This window comes from Micromonospora sp. NPDC005220, from assembly GCF_040607895.1.
Taxonomy (GTDB): Bacteria; Actinomycetota; Actinomycetes; order Mycobacteriales; family Micromonosporaceae; genus Micromonospora.
The window spans coordinates 1-18,339 of sequence record NZ_JBEXHP010000046.1; the positions used below are offsets into that span (position 1 = coordinate 1).

The following is an 18,339-nucleotide window of genomic DNA, read 5'->3' on the forward strand; positions in this document are numbered from 1 at the left end:
GCCGCCGGACGCTCAGTAGCGGCCACCCTCGGGCGCCGGCAGCGCGTCCAAGTCGGCCAGGTCCTCGGCGCTGAGTCGCACGTCAGCGGCCGCGCAGTTGTCCACCAGGTACTTCGGGGTCTTGGTGCCAGGGATCGGGATCACCTGGTCGCCCTGGGCGACCACCCAGGCGAGGGCGACCTGCGCGGGGCTGACGCCCGCCCGGTCGGCGATCTCCCGGACCCGGGCGACGATGGCCAGGTTGGCGCGTAGCGCGTCCTGCTGGAAGCGCGGCAGGCCGCGCCGGAAGTCGTCGGCGGGCAGGTCGTCGAACGAGGTGAACCGGCCGGCGAGGAAACCGCGACCGAGCGGGGAGAACGGCAGGAAGGCGATGCCCTGCTCGGCGCAGTACGGCAGCACCTCGGTCAACGGGTCGCGCGTCCACAGTGACAGCTCGGACTGCACCGATGCCACCGGGTGCACCGCCTGGGCCCGCACGATCTGCGTGACCGTCACCTCGGACAGCCCGATCTGCCGGGCCTTGCCCGCCGCCACGACCTCGGCCATCGCGCCCCAGGACTCCTCGATCGGGACCTCCGGGTCGACCCGGTGCAGCTGGTAGAGGTCGACGTGGTCGGTGCCGAGCCGGCGCAGGCTCTCGTCGATCGCCGCGCGGATGTGTTCCGGGCGGCCGTTGTTGCCGATTTTCGGCGAGTTGCCGGGGCCGCCGGTGGGGGAGGTGGCCACCAGGCCGACCTTCGTCGCCAGCACGGCCCGCTCCCGGTGACCGCCGGCCAGCGCCCGCCCGACCAGTTCCTCGTTGGTGTACGGCCCGTACACGTCCGACGTGTCGATCAGCGTCGCGCCCAGGTCCAGTGCCTGGTGGATGACCGAGATCGAGGTGTCGTCGTCGCGGGGGCCGGTGATGTCGTAGCCGTGGCTCATGCCCATGCAGCCGAGGCCGATGACGCCGACCTCGGGACCGGTGCTGCCCAGCGTGGTGGTTCGCATGCGCCCCACGCTACGACCGGACGGGCAGACCCGCACACGCCGAGCCGGGCACGGATGTTCCCGGGCAGGTGACGACAGCGACCCCGACCCGAACGCCGGGCAAACACTTAGGACTTGACCTAAGTGTTTGCCCGGTGGCACAGTTAGGCACATGGCTAAGCATGTGGGGGGCGACGCGCTCGACGGCGTGCTCCACGCGCTGTCCGACCCCACCCGCCGCCAGGTCGTGGAGCGCCTCGCGCGGGGGCCGGCCACGACCAGTGAGCTGGCTCGTCCGTTCGACATGGCGCTGCCGTCGTTCACCCAGCACCTGCACGTCCTTGAGCGCTCCGGCCTGGTGACATCGGAGAAGCGGGGCCGGGTGCGCACCTACCGGCTCGCACCCCAGTCGCTCGAACGCCTCGACACCTGGCTCGCCGCGCAACGCGCACGGTGGAGCCGACGCCTCGACCAACTCGACTCGGTTCTCTACGACCTGAAGGAGCAACAGCGATGACCGCCTACACCGTCAACCCCGAACTCGACCTCGTCCTGGAACGCCGCGTCGACGTGGCCCCCGAACTGGTCTGGCGAGCCTGGACAACGCCCGAGCTGCTGATGCGGTGGTTCAGCCCGAAACCCTGGTCGACCGTCGCCTGCGAGATCGACCTGCGGCCCGGCGGCCGGTTCGACACCACCATGCGCTCGCCCGAGGGTCAGGAGTTCCCGAGCAGCGGCTGCATCCTGGTGGCCGACGAGGGCTCGACGCTGGTCTTCACCTCCGCGATGGGCGCCGGGTTCCGCCCGCTCGTCACCGAGGACGGCTTCCCGTTCACCGCGGTGATCCGGATCGAGCCGGACGGCGCCGGCACGAAGTACACCGCCATCGCGATCCACGCCGACGCGTCGGCGAAGAAGTCGCACGAGGAGATGGGCTTCCACGAGGGCTGGGGCGCGGCGCTGGACCAGCTCGTCGACCTCGCCAGGACCCTCTGAGATCTCGCCAGAGCCCGCTGACCAGAGGGTGGATCAATCCCGCCGAGGCCACCGTCGGAGGGGTCAGGGGGTGAAGGCCCGCCGGTACGCGGTGGGGGTGGTGGCGAAGGCCCGCTGGAAATGCGCACGCAGGTTGGTCGCCGTGCCCAGGCCGGTCCGCCGTGCGACCTCGTCGACGGTGATTCCGCCGTTTTCGAGCAGGGCGCAGGCGGCGCGCAGCCGTTGCTGGATCAGCCAGGCTCGTGGGCTCATCCGGAACCGGTTCTGAAAGCTGCGGTGCAGCGTACGGCTGGACATCACACCCTGCCGGGCAAGGTCCGCGACGGTGATCGGACGATGCAGGTTGCTGCTCGCCCAAGCGGTGACCGCGGCCAACTCGTCGCCCTCACCTCCGACGCCGACCGGGATGAACTGGGCCTGGCCGCCGGCTCGGTGCAGTGGTGTGACCATGTGACGGGCCCGCTGGATGGCGACATCCTGCCCGTGGTCGCGGCCGACCAGGTAGAGGCACAGATCGAGGCCGGCGGCGAGTCCAGCGCTGGTGAGCACCTCACCCTCGTCGATGTAGAGCGCATTCGCGTCCACCAGCACCCGGGGGTGCTCATTCGCGAGCGCGTCGGCGTGCGCCCAGTGGGTGGTCGCGCGGCGGCCGTCGAGCAGACCGGCCTGGGCCAGCGCGAAGGCGCCGGTGCAGATCGACGCGATGCGGGCGCCTCGACGGTGGGCCAGCCGCAGCGCTTGGAGGGCGCGCGTCGGTGCCGGGCCGCGGCGGAATCCGGGCACGATCACCGTGTCGGCGTCGTCGAGGGCGTCAAGGGTCGCGGCGACGGTCAGCTCCAGGCCGGCGGTGGTGGTGGAGACCGGACCACCGTCGAGTGCGCACACCGTCGTCGCGTACCGGCCGTGGCCCTCGTGGCCGAAGACCTGCGTCGCGATGGTCAGGTCGAAGGCGACGACCCTGGGTAGGGCGAGGACGGCGACCCGATGCGTGGCGGAACTCTTACGCATGATGGCAAGGATGCCACTCGCCGCCGTCCGGTCGGCGGGCGATCCTGGGCGGTATGCGAATCGAGATCGTGGTGTTCGACGGCTTCGACGAACTGGACGTCTTCGGGCCGTTCGAGGTGCTGTCGATGGCCGGGTTCGACGTGCGGCTGGTCGCCGTCGAACGGCCGGGGATGGTCACCAGCATGCGGGGTGTCCAACTCCAGGCCCCCGAGGTGCTGGGTCAGGCCGACGGCGTGATCGTCCCCGGTGGAGGGTGGTTGAACCGGGCCACCGAGGGTGCCTGGGCCCAGGCGCAACGCGGCGTGCTCCCGGGCAGGCTGGCCGCGCTGGCGCCATCGGCACGTTGGATGGCGTCGGTGTGCACCGGTGCGCTGCTACTCGCAACCGCCGGTCTGCTGAGTGGCCGACGGGCGACCACCAACCGCAACGCGTACGACGAGTTGCGCGCGCATGACGTCACCGTTCTCGACGAGCGGGTGGTCGACGACGGCGACCGGGTCACCGCCGGCGCGCTCTCGGCCGGGCTCGATCTGGGCCTGTGGCTCACCGAACGCGAACTCGGCGCCGCCACCGCCAACCGGGTCGCCACGACCATCGAGTACCGGCCGCAGACCCTGACCCGCTAGCGGGCGCGGCCGGTCCGCGACCCCACCCGCTGGTTGATCACCCGCCCTGAGCAGCCCGGACAGAACGGGCGCGTCACCTTAACGCGCCGGAAACACCCCCGGTACCAACCCTGGGAACGCTCGTCGGACAGTCGACACCACCGACACGCGAACCGGGGTGACCATGGCCGACAACACCACGAACGCGCCCACGTACGACGGGCCGGTGGGCCGGTCCGGCAACGGCCGGACACTGCCCACGCCGCGCACCACCACGGCCCTGTCGCTGAACGACGGCGACCCGGCTGACCTGGCCACGATCGGTGTGGAGGAGGAGTTCCACGTCGTCGACCTGCACACCCGGGAGCTGGTGCCCCGCGCCGGCGAGTTGCTCGACCGGTTGCCGGCGGCCTCGTTCACCGCCGAGCTGCACCGCAGCGTGGTGGAGACCAACACCGCCGTCTGCCGCACCCTGGACGAGATCCGCGCCGAGCTGACCGGGCTGCGGCAGGCTGCCGTCCAGGTCGCCGACCGGGCCGGGCTGGGCATCGTGGCCGCCGGTACGGTCCCGCTGCGCGCCGACGGCGACCCCAGCGTCACACCCACCTCCCGCTACCGGCGGATGCTCGCCGAGTACCAGCTGCTCGCCCGGGAGCAGCTGATCTGCGGAGCGCAGGTGCACGTCGGCGTCTCCGACCGGGACCTGGCGGTGGCGGTCACCCGTCGGGTCCAGCCGTGGCTGCCGGTGCTGCTCGCGCTCTCCACCAGCTCGCCGTACTGGATGGGCCAGGACAGCGGCTATGCCAGCGTCCGGTCGCTGGTCTGGCAGCGCTGGCCCACCGCTGGCGACCCGGGCGAGGTGACCAGCGCCGCCGACCACGAGGCCCTGGTCGCCGAGCTGATCTCCTCCGAGACCATCACCGACCCCGCCATGATCTATTTCGACGTCCGGCCGTCGGCGCATGTGCCCACCGTGGAGCTGCGGATCACCGACGCCAACGCCGACGTGGAGACCATCGTCCTGCTCACCGGCCTGTTCCGGGCGCTCGTCCGGCGGGAGGTCGCCGCCCTGCGCGCCGGGGTGGAGCGCACCGCCGTACGGCCACCGGTGCTGCGCGCCGCCGTGTGGCGGGCGGCCCGCTCCGGGCTGGAAGGTGACCTGCTCGACCTGCCCCGGTCGGCCCGACCGGTGCCGGCCGCCCAGACGGTCCGCCGCCTGGTGACCGACCTGCGCCCGCAGCTGGAGGCGACCGGGGACTGGGAGCAGGTCAGCGAGCTGACCCGGTACGCGCTGGAACGCGGCAGCTCCGCGGCGCGACAGCGGCGGGCGTACCAGCGGCGTGGCCGGTTGGCCGACGTGGTCGACCTGCTGCTCGACGAGACCCGGGGCCGGGTCCGGGGGCCGCTGCCGGGGTTGTCGACACCGCCGGCGCTGCCCACCTACGCCGACGCCGGCGACGAGGTCTTCGGACCGGCCGGGCCGCAACCGGCGTACGCCCCGATGCTCGCGGCCCTGCGCCAGCTCGGCGCCGGCGTCCTCCGGCAACGCGAGCACGACCGGGACGAGGAGCAGCGGGCCCGGGGGGTGACGTTCAGCGTGGCCGGCGAGGCGAGCACCCGACTCTTCCCGGTGGACCTGGTGCCCCGGGTGGTGCCCGCCGCCGACTGGCGGACCCTGCGGACCGGCCTGGTGCAACGCGCCCGCGCCCTCGACGCGTTCCTGCGCGACGTCTACGCCGACCGGGCCGTGGTGGCCGACGGCGTGGTGCCGGCGTGGGTGGTGGAGTCCTCACCCGGGCTGCGCCCGACCGGGGCGCTGATGGGCCGGCGGGGCACCCGCGCCCAGGTGTCCGGCACCGACCTCGTCCGGGACCCGGACGGTGGCTGGTACGTGCTGGAGGACAACCTTCGGGTGCCCTCCGGGATCGGCTACGCGGTGCAGAACCGCCGGCTCACCCGGGCGGTGCTGCCGGAGCTGCCGGTGCCGCAGGATCTGCTGCCGGCCGACGAGACGCCGGCGATGCTGTACCGGGCGCTGCTCGCCGCCGCGCCGGCCGCGGCCGACGACCCCGCCGTGGTGGTGCTCAGCAGCGGCAGGGGTGATCCGGCGTGGTTCGAGCACCGGCTGCTCGCCGACGAGATGGGGGTGCCGCTGACCGAGACCAGCGACCTGCTGGTGGAGGAGGGCCGGGTCCGGCTGGTCCGGGAGGGCTGCCGCCGCGAGGTGGACGTGATCTACCTGCGGATGGACGAGGAGGCGCTGCTGCACGCGCCGGGCGCGGACGGGGTGCCGTTGGGATGGCCGCTGCTCGCCGCGGTGCACGCCGGGCGGCTCACGCTGGCCAACGCACTGGGCAACGGTGTCGCCGACGACAAGGCGCTGTACGCGTACGTGCCCCGGCTGATCGAGTACTACCTGGGCGAGAAGCCGCTGCTGGGGGATGTGCCGACGTACCTGTGTGGGTTGCCCGAGCAGCGGGCCGAGGTGCTGGGCCGGCTCGACGAGCTGGTGCTCAAGCCGGTCGACGGGTACGGCGGTGACCGGGTGGTGATCGGCCCTCGGGCCGAGGCGGAGGAGTTGGACGCCGTCCGGGAGCAGATCCTCGCGGCCCCGCACCGGTGGATCGCCCAGGAGATGATCGCGCTGACCACCCACCCGGTCTTCGACGGTACGGCGCTCGCTCCCCGCCACGTCGACCTGCGGGCGTTCGTGTTCCTCGGTGACACCGCCGAGGTGGCGCCGGTGGCGCTGACCCGGGTGGCCCCGGCCGGCAGCATGATCGTCAACTCGTCGCGAGGTGGCGGGTCGAAGGACACCTGGCTGCTCGGTGGAGCCGACGAACCGCCGGCGTAACCCACGCTTGACCCACCCGTCATCGGGACGCAACCCGGCCCGCCAAGCCTGGACCGGTCAGCGGCCCCAGCGGGTCCAGCCGATGAGAGGTGCGTGCGATGTGCGGTATCGGAGGCGAGTTCCGCCTCGACGGAGCACCACCGGACGTGGCCGCCGTCGAGCGGATGCTTCCCGCCCTGGCCTCCCGGGGCCCGGACGGCGAGGGCCGGTGGCAGCACGGGCCGGTGGCCCTGGTGCACCGCCGGTTGCGCATCATCGACCTGTCCGACGCGGGCGCCCAGCCGATGGTCGACAGCGAGCTGGGCCTGGCCATGGTCTTCAACGGCTGCATCTACAACTACCGGGAGCTGCGCGACGAGCTGACCGCCGCCGGTTACTCCTTCCGATCCACCTCGGACACGGAAGTGATCCTCAAGGCGTACCACCGGTGGGGGACGGCCTGCGTCGAGCGGTTCTACGGGATGTTCGCGTTCGCCCTGGTCGAGCTGGCCACGCACACGGTGGTGCTGGCCCGGGATCGGCTCGGCATCAAGCCGCTCTACCTGGCCGAGGGGCCGGGCCGGGTGCGCTTCGCCTCGACCCTGCCGGCGTTGCTCGCCGCCGGTGACGTGAACACCGACCTGGACCCGGTGGCGCTGCACCACTACATGAGTTTCCACTCCGTGGTGCCACCGCCGCGCACGATCCTCGCCGGGGTCCGCAAGCTGCCACCGGCCACCGTGCGGGTGATCACCACGGACGGCCGCAGCACCGACACCACGTACTGGCGGCCGGAGTTCAACCGGGCCGCCGCCCCGGCCATGTCCGCCGAGGAGTGGCAGGAACGGCTCATGGCGGCGTTGCGCACCGCCGTACGCCGACGGATGGTCGCCGACGTGCCGGTCGGCGTGCTGCTCTCCGGCGGTCTGGACTCCAGCCTGATTGTCGCCCTGCTCGCCGAGCAGGGTCAGACCGGTCTGGCCACCTTCAGCATCGGCTTCGAGGCGGCGGCGGGGGAGAGCGGCGACGAGTTCCACTACTCCGACCTGATGGCCCGCCACTTCGACACCGACCACCAGCAGATCCGCATCGGCGCGGAGCGGTTCGTCCCGGCCGTGCACCAGGCCATCGCGGCCATGAGCGAGCCGATGGTCAGCCACGACTGCGTCGCGTTCCACCTGCTCTCCGAGGAGGTCTCGCAGCGCATCACTGTGGTGCAGTCCGGGCAGGGCGCCGACGAGATCCTGGCCGGCTACGACTGGTACCCGCCGTTGGCCAACGTGGCCCGCGCGGACGCCGTCGAGGCGTACGCCCGGGTGTTCTTCGATCGTCGCCACGACGCGCTCGGCGGGCACCTGGCGCCCGAGTGGATGCTCGACCACGACGCGAGCCTGGAGTTCGTCGCCGCGCACTTCGGCGCGCCCGGCGCGGACACCGCGCTGGACGCGGCGCTGCGCCTGGACAGCCTGGTGATGCTGGTGGACGACCCGGTCAAGCGGGTCGACAACATGACGATGGCCTGGGGGCTGGAGGCCCGGGTGCCGTTCCTCGACCACGAGGTGGTCGAGCTGGCCGCCGCCTGCCCACCCGCGATGAAGCTGGCGCAGGGCGGCAAGGGTGTGCTGAAGGCGGCGAGCCGGGGCATCGTCCCGGACGAGGTGATCGACCGTCCGAAGGGTTACTTCCCGGTGCCCGCCATCAGGCACCTCTCCGGCCCGCTGCTCGACGACGTGCGGGAGGCGCTGACCGCCCGGCCGGCGCGCGAGCGGGGCCTGTTCCGCAAGGACTACCTGGAGGAGTTGCTGGACGCGCCGAACGCCCGGCGGACCACGTTGGGCTCCAACGCGCTCTGGCAGCTCGGGCTGCTGGAGCTCTGGTTGCAGCGGATCGGGGTTTAGATGAGCGTAGGGACCGAGGCGCCGCGCACCACCCGCCGGGCCCGACCCGCGAGCCACCGGCCGCTGTCAACGCCGGTGCCCATCAGCGAGGACTTCGCCCCCGCGCCGTCCCCCGACGGCCGCCGGGTGGCTTTCCTCTCCGACCGGGCTGGCACACCCGGCGTCTGGGTCGGCGAGGTCGACGCCGGTGCGCCCGTCGCACTGACGGTGGGTGACGAACCGGTTCTGGCGGTGAGCTGGTCCCCGGACGGGCAGTGGCTGGCCTGCGTCGTCGCGCCCGGTGGCGCGCCGCGCACCGAGCTGTGGGTGCTGCGCCCGGACGGCACGCGCCGCCACCAGGTCGCCGGGTTCGGCCGCCGCAGCGCGGCCCTGGCCGGTTGGCTGCCCGGCGGCGCGCTGATGGTGGTCACCGAGACCGCCGAGCGGGGTGCCGCCGTGCTGGTCGACGCGGGCACCGGGCAGCGGCGGGTGCTCGCCGAGGACGACCTGCTCACCCTCCTGGACGTCACTCCGGACGTCCGCACCGCGCTGCTGCGTCGCGGCCCGCGCAACGCCCGCTGGCTGGAGCTGCTCGACGTGGCGACCGGCGTACGACGGCGGCTGTTCCCGGACACCGGGCGGGGCAGCACCGACCAGGGCTGGTTCGGCCCCGACGGGACGAGCGTGCTGGCGCGTACCGACGCGTTCTCGGAGCTGGCCGCGCTGGTGCGGGTCGACCTGACCCGACCGGAACAGCCACCGACCCGGCTCGCGGCGCGGCCGGACGCCGAGCTGGAGCAGGTGGCGCTCACCGCCGACCGGGGGCGTGCCGCGCTGCTGTGGAACACCTACGGCGGGCGCAGCGAGCTGAGCCTGCTCGACCTCGCCGGCGGGGTGCAACGGGTGGTGGCCGCCCCGGGGGAGGTGCTCGACGACGCCGTCTTCGCCGCCGACGGTGACCTGCTCTGCCTCACCGCCCAGGGGCCGGTGCAGCCCCGCGAGGTGTGGCTGGTCGACCCGTCGACCGGGGCGCCGCGCACGCTGCGGCCGGACACCGGCGCCGCGCGTACCGGCGGCAGCGGTGTCGCCCCGCAGCTGGTCGACCTGCGTGCCCGCGACGGGTTGCCGTTGTCCGGCTGGCTCTACCGGCCGGCCGGTCCGGGCCCCTGGCCGACCGCGATCAGCCTGCACGGCGGTCCCGAGGCGCAGGAGCGTCCCGGCTACAACCCGCTGTTCCAGGCCCTCGTCGCGCAGGGCGTCGCGGTGTTCGCGCCGAACGTCCGCGGGTCGTCCGGGTTCGGCCGTTCCTTCGTCGCCGCCGACAACCTCGCCGGCCGGTACGGGGCGATCGCCGACGTGGCGGCGTGCGCCGAGCACCTGCTCGACAGCGGCGTCGCTCGTCCCGGCCAGCTCGGCTGCCTGGGCCGCTCCTACGGCGGCTACCTGGTGCTCGCGGTGCTGGTGAACTTCCCCGGCCTGTTCGCCGCCGGGGTGGCCGAGTGCGGCATCTCCGACTTCCACACCTTCTACGCCGGCACCGAGCCGTGGATCGCCGCCGCCGCCGTCAGCAAGTACGGCGATCCGGTGCGCGACGCCGAGCTGCTGCGCGACCTGTCGCCGATGACCCACATCGACCGACTCGACGTGCCGGTGCTGCTCATCCACGGCGCGAACGACACGAATGTGCCGGCCGGTGAGTCGGCACAGGTGGCGCGCGCGCTCGCCGCCCGGGACGTACCGCACGGGCACCTCGTGCTCACCGGCGAGGGGCACGACTTTCTCACCCTCGACAACGCCGAGACGGCGCGTACGGCCACCACCGCCTGGCTGACCCGGCACCTCGCCGCGACGGCGGCCACCCGCTGCTGAGGCGTTATCCTGCGCCGGTGGACGTCACGGCGCAGGGCGAGCGGCTGGCCGCCGACCTGGGCCGGTGGCTGGCCGAGCTGACCTTCGTCGACCTGGACACCGACGAGGTCACGGCGCGGGTGATCGACGCGGTGGCGCGGTGGGCGCAGGCCCAGGGCTGGCGGGTGTACCGGCGCGCGCCCAGCGTGCTGCCGCTGCCGCCGCCCCTGGAGCAGCGGCACTCGGTGCTCGACGTGGCGTGTGCCCGCCCGGACGGCCCGCCGGTGGTGGTGGAGGTCGACCACACCGACCGGACCCGTACGGTGCAGAAGCTGATCGCGGAGGCGGACGCCGGCCGGATCCCGATCTGGGTGCGGTGGGGCGTCGGCCGTTTCACCGCGCCGCCACCGCCGGTGCGGATGGTGACCGTCGAGGTGACCCGGCGGGCCGGCCCGGCCGGGCGCGGACGGCTGCACAGCCGCACCGGCGACCGCCCCGCGCCGAAGCACTCCACCGGCGGCGGCACGGTGGCCACGCAGGCGTTGCCGATCCCACTGACCGACCCGGCGCCGGGCCCGGTGGACGGCGCGGGTAAGGGCACCTGAAGCGAATCGTAAGCGGGGCTCGGCAGAGTTCTGGGTGTCACCGGAGCACACGACAAACACCCAGGAGATTCCGATGCGCAAGCTCATCAACTCGACCTACATCACCCTCGACGGCGTCATCGAGAACCCAATGTGGACCGGGCCGTACTTCGACGAGGAGGCCATCAGCCTCGCCGGAGCGCAGACCGACGAGGCGGACGCGTTGCTGATGGGCCGGGCCACCTACGACGGCATGTCCGTCGCCTGGCCGCAGCAGGACGAGAGCGACCCGACCACCGGCGCGGCGTACTTCAACAACGTCAAGAAGTACGTCGCCTCGACCACCCTCACCAACCCCACCTGGAACAACACGGAGGTGCTCCAGGGCGACCTGGTCGAGGCGGTCACCGCGCTCAAGGCCCAGGAGGGCAAGAACATCATCCAGTACGGCTTCGGCTCGGTCACCGCGCAGCTGATCCGGGCGGGCCTGGTGGACGAGGTCCGGTTCTGGATCCACCCGGTGCTGGAGGGCGCGGCCAGCGTGACGGTGCCCCTGACGGACTTCAAGGCGTCGTTCGACCTGGTCGACACCCGGGTGCACAAGAGCGGCGTGATCGTCGCCTCGTACCGCCCGAAGACGGTCGCCTGACCCGTCGATCAGAGCTGGGCCCGGGCCTCGCCCGGGCTCAGCTTCGCGCCCTCGCCGACCAGCGCGTCGAACCGGTCCGGCCCGAGGGTGCCCCGCACCCGCTCGGTCACCCGGTCGGTCTCGTCGCGTTCGGCCGGCGAGGACGGCGCCCGGGTGGCGAGCCGGGCGGTGGCCGCCGCGCCGAGCAGCCGGGCCGCGACCTCCGGTACGCGCACCGCCGACGCCATCCCCTCCAGGGCGTAGATCGCGTCGCGGGGCGCGGCCATCGCCTCGGCGACCTCGAACGCCTCGACGTGCAGGGCCAGCGCGCCGTCCGGGTCACCGCCCTGCTCGACCGCGTGGCCCAGCTCGACCAGGACCGGCGGCAGGTAGAGCGCCGGTTGGGCCTCGGCACGCCCCCGCTCGGCGAGGCGGGTCAGGTGGGTGACGGCCAGGTCGAGCTTGCCGTCGCGGCGGGCAGCCAGCCCGAGGCTCATCTCGGCGAAGACCAGCGCGCTGGGAGGGCCCTGCTCCTGCGCCAGCCGGTAAGCGCGTTCGGCCAGTTCCCGGGCCTGCGGGTAGTCCCGGGTCTGTACCGCCAGCCACGCCAGCCAGGACAGCTCGGTGCCGACCTGCGGCCACAGACCCAGCTCCTCGGCCCAGCGCAGCCCTTCCCGGTGCAGGTCGGCGGCGCGTTCGTGCTCGCCGCGCAGCTCGGCCAGCCCACCGGTCCACTCGGCGGCCTGGAGCCGGCCCCACCGGTCACCGACCTGCGCGAACAGCGCGGCACTGCGGGTCGCGGCGCGTTCCAGGGTCGCCTGGTCGCCCGCCACGTGTGCGATCTTGGCTTGGGAGGCGAGCACCGCGGCCTCGGTCCACGGATCGGCGGCGACGGGCAGCAGTTCCGCCGAGAGGGTCAGGTCACTGTGGTCGATCAGCGCGTTCGCCGCGAACCAGGCGCCGCGGCCGTCCGGGTCGGCGGCCACCGCCGCGCGTACGTCGGCCGGTGCCACCGCCTCGCCCTGCAGCAGCGCGAAACCGATCCGCCACGCCGCGGCGCGGGCCTCCTCCGCCGCGTCACCGGGTACGGCGAGCGCACGTCGTGCCTCGGTGAGCCGGCCGCGCAGGTACCAGTACCAGCTGAGCGCGACGGCCAACCGCAGTCCGCCGCCGTGCACCAGCGCGGTGCGCAGGTTCGCCGTCTCGGCGTCCAGCAGCGCCAGCCACCGCTGCTGGTCGGCGCCGCGCAGCTCCGGATCGGCCTGCTCGGCCAACTCGGTGTAGTAGGTGGCGTGGCGTGCCCGCACGTCGTCGACGTCGGCCAGCTGGTCCAGGCAGAACGCGGCGACCGATTCGAGCAGCCGGTAGCGGGGGGCCGCCCCGGAGTCGTCCAGCACCACCAGTGACCGGTCCACCAGCCGGGCGAGGGCGTCCAGGTCGGTCCGGCAGACCCGCTCGGCGGCCTCCGGGGCGCAGCCGTCGGGGAACACCGCCAGCCGGGCGAGCACCGTCCGGTCGGGTTCGTCCAGCAGATCCCAACTCCAGGCGATCACCGCGGTCAACGTCCGCTGTCGCGGTGGCACGTCCCGCTGGGCGGTGGTGAGCAGCCGGAACCGGTCGTCCAGCCGGTCCACCACACCCCGTACGCCCAGCGCGCGGACCCGGGTCGCGGCCAGCTCCAGCGCCAGCGGCAGGCCGTCGAGGCGACGGCAGAGCTGGGCCACCGCCGGCGCCGTGCGCTCGTCCAGCCGGAAGCCCCGCTGCTGGGCGGCGGCGCGGGCGGCGAACAGGCGGGCCGCCGCCGAGCGCCGGACCGCGTCCAGGTCACCGTCCTCGGGCAGAGACAGCGGGGGTACCTCCCAGAGCAGCTCCCCGGTCAGGCCGAGCGGCTCCCGACTGGTGGCGAGGACGCTCACCTCGGGCGCGTCGCGCAGCAGTCGGGCGACCAGCGCGGCCACCGGCTCGACGACGTGTTCGCAGTTGTCCAGCACGAGCAGCAAATGCCGGTGCCGTAGGGCCGCGACGAGGCGGTCGGTCGCGGACACTGTCGTGCCCGCGGCCTCCCGGACGTCCAGCACGCCGAGGACCTGCTCGGCGATGCGCGGGTCACCGGCCGGCAGCGGAGCCAGCTCCACCAGGTGGACGCCGTCCGGGCAGGACCGGGTCCGGGCCGCCTCGGTGGCCAGCCGGGTCTTGCCGACACCGCCCGGCCCGACCAGCGTCACCAGGCGTTGCCGGGGCAGCAGCCCGCGCAGGTCGATCACCGCCTCGCCGCGCCCGACCAGCTCGTCGAGCTGGGCCGGCAGGCTGTTGCGGATGATCGCGGCCTTCGGCGGCGCGCTCAGGCCGGCGTCCTGTTCGAGGATCCTGCGGTGCAGCGCGACCAGTTCGGGGCCGGGGTCGAGGCCCAACTCTTCGGCGAGCCGGTCGCGCAGGTCGGCGTAGCTGTCCAGCGCCTCGGACTGGCGTCCGGCCGCGTACAACGCGCGCAGCTGCACCGCCCGCAGGCCCTCCCGCAGCGGGTGCCGGGCGACCAGCTCGGCCAGGTCGGCGGCGACCAGGTCGTGCTCACCCCGGGCCACCCGCGCCTCGGCCAGCCGTTCGTGCGCGGCGAGGCGCTGCTCGGCCAGCCGGGTCGCCTCGGCGCGGACGAACTCGGCGTCGGCCAGATCGGCGTACGCGTCGCCGCGCCACAGCGCGAGAGCCGCGGTGAGCCGGTCGGCGTCGGTGCTGCGGGTCAGCTCGACGAAGCGGTCCGCGTCGACGCTGTCGGCCCGCAGCAGGTAGCCGGGCGGCCGGGACTCGACCAGCTCGCGGGCGCCCGGCTCGGCGTCGTTGAGCGCCTTGCGGAGCTGCGACACCCGCACCTGGAGGGCACCGGCGGGGTTGGCGGGAGGGTCGTCACCCCACAGGTCGTCGATGAGGCGGTCCGCCGAGACCACCTGGTTGCGGTTGGTCAGCAGGTCGGCCAGCAGCGCGCGGACCTTGGTGCCGGGCACCACCACCGGCTCGCCGGCGTCCGTGGTCACGGCGAGCGGCCCGAGCACCCCGAACTGCACGGCGGTCATCCTAGCGCCGGTAAGGCGACCTGAAGCGGACCGTAAGCGCGCTGGCGCACCGTGTGGGCATGGACATCTACCACGAGACGCACGGCAATGGTGAGGGTCGCCCGCTGGTGCTGATCCACGGCGCGCTCTCCGGCATCGGTACGTCGTTCGGCACGATCCTGCCGTCGCTGGCGAAGCACCGGAGGGTGATCGCTGTGGAGTTGCAGGCGCACGGACGTACGCCCGACGTGGACCGTCCACTGACGGTGGAGCACTTCGCCGCCGACGTGGTCGAGCTGCTCGACCGGCTGGGCGTCGTGCGGGCGGACGTGTACGGCTGGAGCATGGGCGCGGCGGTCGCGCTGCGCCTCGGCACCCACCACGCCGACCGGGTGGGCCGGCTGGTGCTCGCCTCGGTGAGCTTCGACGAGGACGGCCTGCACCCCGGGCTGCTCGACGGGATCCAGGACCTGCAACCGGAGCACCTGCACGGTTCGGAGTTCCACGAGGAGTACCTGCGGACCGCGCCGGACCCGGCGGGCTGGGCAACCCTGGTCACCAAGATGAAGGTCCTCGACGGGAACCTGCCGCGCTGGACACCCGAACAGATCCGCGCGTTGGCCGCACCCACCATGATCGTGCTGGCCGACGCGGACATCGTCCAACCCGAACACGCGGTGCGGATGTTCCGGCTGCTCGGCGGGGCGGTGCCCGGCGACCTGACCGGCCTGCCGGCGTGCCGGCTGGCCATCCTGCCCGGCACCACGCACACCACCATCCCGCAGCGCGCCGACTGGCTGGCCCCGATGATCGACGAGTTCCTGACCGAGCCGGCGCCAAGCCGGTGACCCGCGCTCCCCGCAACCCGGTCTGCGCGTCGATCGAGCGGGAGGTGAAGCGGGTGGGTTACCGCTGTTCGGGGGAGCGTCGGAGCCACAGCCAGACGCCACCGAGGCCGCACGCCACGCCGAGAACCACGATCGCCGCTCGGGCCGCCAGCGGGGCGTCATCCAGGAACGGCGCGGCCTTCGACGCGGCCAGGCTGAGCAGTGCGACAACCAACAACAGTCCGGCGACGATCCGATCACGCGTCATGGTTGCTCTGTATAGCAGCAACACGCCCAAGCCCATCGATGAGCTCCCCACGGCGATCTTGCACTTCTGCGGGTGATATAAGGCGGCCGCACAACGCCGCGATCAACGAGTGGCTATGACCGACTTCGACACAGACTAGGGGGTGGCGTGGCGGCGGACTGTCGCCAGCATTCGGCGTACGCCGAGCACGTGGCCTCCCGACCGGAGTAGCAACTGCCGGTAGAGGCCGCCGGCCAGGCCGGGGAAGACCGCTCGCGTCTCCGCTCGCAGGCGGGTCCGTCCCGGCTCGACCGGTTCGAGGCGGAAACGCAGCGCGTACGTCGAGAACCGGTGGCTGCCCCGCAGCGTCAGCTCCCGGGCGGGGTGCGCGGTGGTCACGTGGAAGCCGGGGAGGGTCGAGCCCTCGGTGAGGGGCCGTGGCCCGGACGCGACGGGGTCGGCGGCGCGCACCAGACGGGCGTACGTGCTCACGGCAGTTCGGTCGAACGTCTCCTGCACCACGTGGAGGAGGTGGGGCCAGACGTCGTGCGGTTCGGCCGCGATCACGGTGGTGTGTTCGTCCACCTCGGGCAACGAGTCGATCCGCATGGGCGCCTCCCCGCGTCGTCGTCCATTCTCGCCTCCACCGTGGACATCGTCGACGGTGGGCATGGCGTACGAGGCGTTGACCGGGTAGAAACAGGTCAGAGAGCGCTCTCACCGCCCAGCTGCCGGGAGCACTGTCCCGCCAGCGGATAGGACGAACCACATGACGAGCCCGTCCCGACGTACCCTCACCCTTGCTCTGCTGGTGACCGCCGCGGTCACCATGACCAGCACCGCCGCCAGCGCCGGTCGCCCCACGCCCGGCGCACCCGACTTCGGCCCGAACGTGACGATCTTCGACTCGTCCATGCCGGTCAGTCAGATCCAGCAGACCCTCGACGCCGCGCACGCCCGGCAGGTCAACGACGAAATGGGCACCGAGCGGCACGCCTACCTGTTCAAGCCGGGCACGTACGGCACGACCGCGCAGCCGTTGCAGGCCAAGGTCGGCTACTACACCGAGGTCGCCGGCCTCGGCGCGTCGCCCACCGACGTCACCATCAACGGCAAGCTCGAGGTCTACAACCGCTGTCTCGCCGACGGCGGCACCGGCAACTGCCTCGCGCTGGTCAACTTCTGGCGCACCCTGTCCAACCTTTCGCTCACCATCAACGCGGCCGGCCAGGACGGGTGCCGCTCGACGGCGAACTTCTGGGCGGTCTCGCAGGCGGTGTCGATGCGCCGGCTGAACATCGGCGGCGGCGGTCTGTCGCTGATGGACTACTGCACCGCCGGCCCGCAGTACGCCAGCGGCGGCTTCATCGCCGACTCGCGGCTGCCGGCCACCACCAACGGCTCACAGCAGCAGTGGCTCACCCGCAACAGCGAGGTCGCCGGGTGGTCCAACGCCGTGTGGAACCAGGTGTTCGCGGGCGTCGAGGGTGCGCCGGACGACGCCACCTTCCCCGACCCGCCGTACACCACCCTCGACACCACCCCGGTGAGCCGCGAGAAGCCGTACCTGTTCGTGGACGGCAAGGGCCGCTACAACGTGCGGGTGCCGGCGGCGCAGCGCGACACTCGGGGCGTTTCGTGGGCGAACGGCATCACCCCGGGGCGGACGATCGGCATCGACGACTTCTTCATCGCGAAGCCGTCCGATCCGGTCCGCGTGATCAACGCTCAGCTCGCGCGCGGTAAGCACCTGCTGCTCACCCCCGGCGTCTACGACATCGCGCGCAGCATCGAGATCCGGCGTGCCAACACGGTCGTCCTCGGCATCGGTCACGCCACGCTCACCGCCGTGAACGGCGCGATCCCGCTGGACGTGGCCGGTGTGCCCGGGGTGATCGTCGCCGGTGTCACGATCGACGCCGGCACCGTCGAATCGCCGGTGCTGCTGCGGGTCGGACGCCAGCACGGCCACAACGTGAGCAGCCCGCACAACCCGACGACGCTCTCCGACGTGTACTTCCGGGTCGGCGGCCCGCACATCGGACGGACGAACACCGCGCTGGAGGTCAACAGCGACAACGTGCTCATCGACCACACCTGGGTGTGGCGCGGCGATCACGGCGTCGAGGGCTTCACCCAGGGCGTCAACGGCGACACCGACCGCTGGCGGACCAACACCGGTCGGTACGGCGCGGTCATCAACGGCGACCACGTGACCGCGACCGGCCTGTTCGTCGAGCACTTCCAGCGTTACAACACCGTCTGGAACGGCGAGCACGGCACCACGATCCTCTACCAGAACGAGCTGCCGTACGACCCGCCGACGCAGGCCGACTGGATGAACGGCCCGGTCGAGGGCTGGGCCGGATACAAGGTCGGTGACCGGGTGCGTCACCACACCCTGCACGGCGGCGGGGTGTACGTCTTCAACCAGAACAACCCGTCGATCCACACCGAGAACGGCTTCGAGGTCCCGAACCGGCCGGGGGTGCGGCTGCACCACATCATGACCGTCAACCTCAGCGCCGGCACGATCGACCACGTGGTCAACGGTGTCGGCGAGGCGGCCGACATGACCAAGGTCGGCGCTCCGGTCTACCTGAGCCAGTACCCGACTTCATAGCGATTCCGCGCGTACCGACGGGGCCGGAGCCGGCGATGGCTCCGGCCCCGTCGTCGGTGGTGCCACCCGTGGAGAATCCGCGTCAACGGACTCGAATTCCTATCGTCCCGATACCCGGCCGGCCCCGCCGGCGTGACCCGGGACGGGGCGTTCTGGGCCTGGACGGCGATCGGCCTGCTGATCGTGGTCGGTCTCGCCGCGCTGACCCGCTACCTGGCTCGCCGGTGAGGAGGCGCTCCAGATCGCC

At 72.8% G+C, this 18,339-nt stretch carries 15 protein-coding genes; 10 read left to right on the top strand and 5 right to left on the bottom strand.

Going from position 1 to position 18,339, the window contains the following annotated elements:
* Window positions 1–12: 12 nt before the first annotated feature.
* Window positions 13–990 carry an aldo/keto reductase gene (locus tag ABZU52_RS18330; protein WP_354972202.1) on the bottom strand — a complete coding sequence of 326 codons (978 nt, stop codon included), beginning with the start codon at window positions 988–990 and terminating at the stop codon, window positions 13–15.
* Window positions 991–1,141: 151 nt separating this feature from the next.
* On the opposite strand from ABZU52_RS18330, the gene ABZU52_RS18335 reads away from it, so the two are divergent.
* Window positions 1,142–1,486 carry a metalloregulator ArsR/SmtB family transcription factor gene (locus ABZU52_RS18335; RefSeq protein WP_354972203.1) on the top strand — a complete coding sequence of 115 codons (345 nt, stop codon included), beginning with the start codon at window positions 1,142–1,144 and terminating at the stop codon, window positions 1,484–1,486.
* On the top strand, window positions 1,483–1,965 hold the full coding sequence (locus ABZU52_RS18340; protein ID WP_354972204.1) for an SRPBCC family protein: 483 nt from the start codon (window positions 1,483–1,485) through the stop codon (window positions 1,963–1,965). Before ABZU52_RS18335 ends, ABZU52_RS18340 begins: the two co-directional genes overlap by 4 nt.
* A gap of 63 nt (window positions 1,966–2,028) precedes the next feature.
* On the opposite strand, the gene ABZU52_RS18345 is transcribed toward ABZU52_RS18340, so the two are convergent.
* Window positions 2,029–2,973, bottom strand: a complete 945-nt coding sequence (locus ABZU52_RS18345; protein ID WP_354972205.1) for a DJ-1/PfpI family protein — start codon at window positions 2,971–2,973, stop codon at window positions 2,029–2,031.
* A 53-nt stretch (window positions 2,974–3,026) separates the two neighbouring features.
* On the opposite strand from ABZU52_RS18345, the gene ABZU52_RS18350 reads away from it, so the two are divergent.
* From ABZU52_RS18350 to ABZU52_RS18375, 6 genes are all read left to right on the top strand, one after another.
* On the top strand, window positions 3,027–3,599 hold the full coding sequence (locus ABZU52_RS18350; protein ID WP_354972206.1) for a DJ-1/PfpI family protein: 573 nt from the start codon (window positions 3,027–3,029) through the stop codon (window positions 3,597–3,599).
* Window positions 3,600–3,762: 163 nt separating this feature from the next.
* The gene (locus ABZU52_RS18355) at window positions 3,763–6,432 is read left to right on the top strand and encodes a carboxylate--amine ligase/circularly permuted type 2 ATP-grasp protein (protein ID WP_354972207.1); all 2,670 of its coding nucleotides are present in this window, start codon (window positions 3,763–3,765) and stop codon (window positions 6,430–6,432) included.
* Window positions 6,433–6,530: 98 nt separating this feature from the next.
* Window positions 6,531–8,309 (top strand): N-acetylglutaminylglutamine amidotransferase, encoded by a 1,779-nt coding sequence (locus ABZU52_RS18360; RefSeq protein WP_354972208.1) that lies wholly within the window; start codon window positions 6,531–6,533, stop codon window positions 8,307–8,309.
* Window positions 8,310–10,157 carry a prolyl oligopeptidase family serine peptidase gene (locus ABZU52_RS18365; RefSeq protein WP_354972209.1) on the top strand — a complete coding sequence of 616 codons (1,848 nt, stop codon included), beginning with the start codon at window positions 8,310–8,312 and terminating at the stop codon, window positions 10,155–10,157. It abuts the gene before it with no gap.
* A 17-nt stretch (window positions 10,158–10,174) separates the two neighbouring features.
* Window positions 10,175–10,741: a hypothetical protein gene (locus tag ABZU52_RS18370; protein WP_354972210.1), complete on the top strand. Its 567-nt coding sequence runs from the start codon at window positions 10,175–10,177 to the stop codon at window positions 10,739–10,741.
* Between the two features lie 73 nt (window positions 10,742–10,814).
* On the top strand, window positions 10,815–11,369 hold the full coding sequence (locus ABZU52_RS18375) for a dihydrofolate reductase family protein (protein ID WP_354972211.1): 555 nt from the start codon (window positions 10,815–10,817) through the stop codon (window positions 11,367–11,369).
* An 8-nt stretch (window positions 11,370–11,377) separates the two neighbouring features.
* On the opposite strand, the gene ABZU52_RS18380 is transcribed toward ABZU52_RS18375, so the two are convergent.
* Entirely contained in the window at window positions 11,378–14,416 is a 3,039-nt protein-coding gene (locus ABZU52_RS18380) for a BTAD domain-containing putative transcriptional regulator (protein WP_354972212.1), read from the bottom strand.
* A gap of 59 nt (window positions 14,417–14,475) precedes the next feature.
* On the opposite strand from ABZU52_RS18380, the gene ABZU52_RS18385 reads away from it, so the two are divergent.
* Window positions 14,476–15,243: an alpha/beta fold hydrolase gene (locus tag ABZU52_RS18385; protein WP_354972213.1), complete on the top strand. Its 768-nt coding sequence runs from the start codon at window positions 14,476–14,478 to the stop codon at window positions 15,241–15,243.
* A gap of 58 nt (window positions 15,244–15,301) precedes the next feature.
* Here ABZU52_RS18385 and ABZU52_RS18390 read toward each other — a convergent pair whose 3' ends face one another.
* Together ABZU52_RS18390 and ABZU52_RS18395 are read right to left on the bottom strand one after the other, a co-directional pair.
* Complete coding sequence (locus ABZU52_RS18390) at window positions 15,302–15,490, bottom strand: hypothetical protein (protein WP_354972214.1); 189 nt, start codon at window positions 15,488–15,490, stop codon at window positions 15,302–15,304.
* Between the two features lie 135 nt (window positions 15,491–15,625).
* A complete protein-coding gene (locus tag ABZU52_RS18395; RefSeq protein ID WP_354972215.1) occupies window positions 15,626–16,078 on the bottom strand; it encodes a hypothetical protein in 453 nt (150 codons plus the stop codon).
* A 160-nt stretch (window positions 16,079–16,238) separates the two neighbouring features.
* Here ABZU52_RS18395 and ABZU52_RS18400 point away from each other — a divergent pair, with 160 nt between their 5' ends.
* Window positions 16,239–18,092, top strand: coding sequence for an adenylyl cyclase (locus tag ABZU52_RS18400; protein ID WP_354972216.1), 1,854 nt, complete (start codon window positions 16,239–16,241; stop codon window positions 18,090–18,092).
* Window positions 18,093–18,339 lie beyond the last annotated feature (247 nt).

What these genes read in the sequence shown, in the direction of transcription:
- ABZU52_RS18355 (WP_354972207.1), top strand. Translation starts at nt 3,763, where the DNA reads ATGGCCGACAACACCACGAACGCGCCCACGTACGACGGGCCGGTGGGC.
- ABZU52_RS18390 (WP_354972214.1), bottom strand. Translation starts at nt 15,490, where the DNA reads ATGACGCGTGATCGGATCGTCGCCGGACTGTTGTTGGTTGTCGCACTG.
- ABZU52_RS18335 (WP_354972203.1), top strand. Translation starts at nt 1,142, where the DNA reads ATGGCTAAGCATGTGGGGGGCGACGCGCTCGACGGCGTGCTCCACGCG.
- ABZU52_RS18360 (WP_354972208.1), top strand. Translation starts at nt 6,531, where the DNA reads ATGTGCGGTATCGGAGGCGAGTTCCGCCTCGACGGAGCACCACCGGAC.
- ABZU52_RS18380 (WP_354972212.1), bottom strand. Translation starts at nt 14,416, where the DNA reads ATGACCGCCGTGCAGTTCGGGGTGCTCGGGCCGCTCGCCGTGACCACG.
- ABZU52_RS18330 (WP_354972202.1), bottom strand. Translation starts at nt 990, where the DNA reads ATGCGAACCACCACGCTGGGCAGCACCGGTCCCGAGGTCGGCGTCATC.
- ABZU52_RS18395 (WP_354972215.1), bottom strand. Translation starts at nt 16,078, where the DNA reads ATGCGGATCGACTCGTTGCCCGAGGTGGACGAACACACCACCGTGATC.
- ABZU52_RS18365 (WP_354972209.1), top strand. Translation starts at nt 8,310, where the DNA reads ATGAGCGTAGGGACCGAGGCGCCGCGCACCACCCGCCGGGCCCGACCC.
- ABZU52_RS18375 (WP_354972211.1), top strand. Translation starts at nt 10,815, where the DNA reads ATGCGCAAGCTCATCAACTCGACCTACATCACCCTCGACGGCGTCATC.
- ABZU52_RS18350 (WP_354972206.1), top strand. Translation starts at nt 3,027, where the DNA reads ATGCGAATCGAGATCGTGGTGTTCGACGGCTTCGACGAACTGGACGTC.
- ABZU52_RS18345 (WP_354972205.1), bottom strand. Translation starts at nt 2,973, where the DNA reads ATGCGTAAGAGTTCCGCCACGCATCGGGTCGCCGTCCTCGCCCTACCC.
- ABZU52_RS18385 (WP_354972213.1), top strand. Translation starts at nt 14,476, where the DNA reads ATGGACATCTACCACGAGACGCACGGCAATGGTGAGGGTCGCCCGCTG.
- ABZU52_RS18400 (WP_354972216.1), top strand. Translation starts at nt 16,239, where the DNA reads ATGACGAGCCCGTCCCGACGTACCCTCACCCTTGCTCTGCTGGTGACC.
- ABZU52_RS18340 (WP_354972204.1), top strand. Translation starts at nt 1,483, where the DNA reads ATGACCGCCTACACCGTCAACCCCGAACTCGACCTCGTCCTGGAACGC.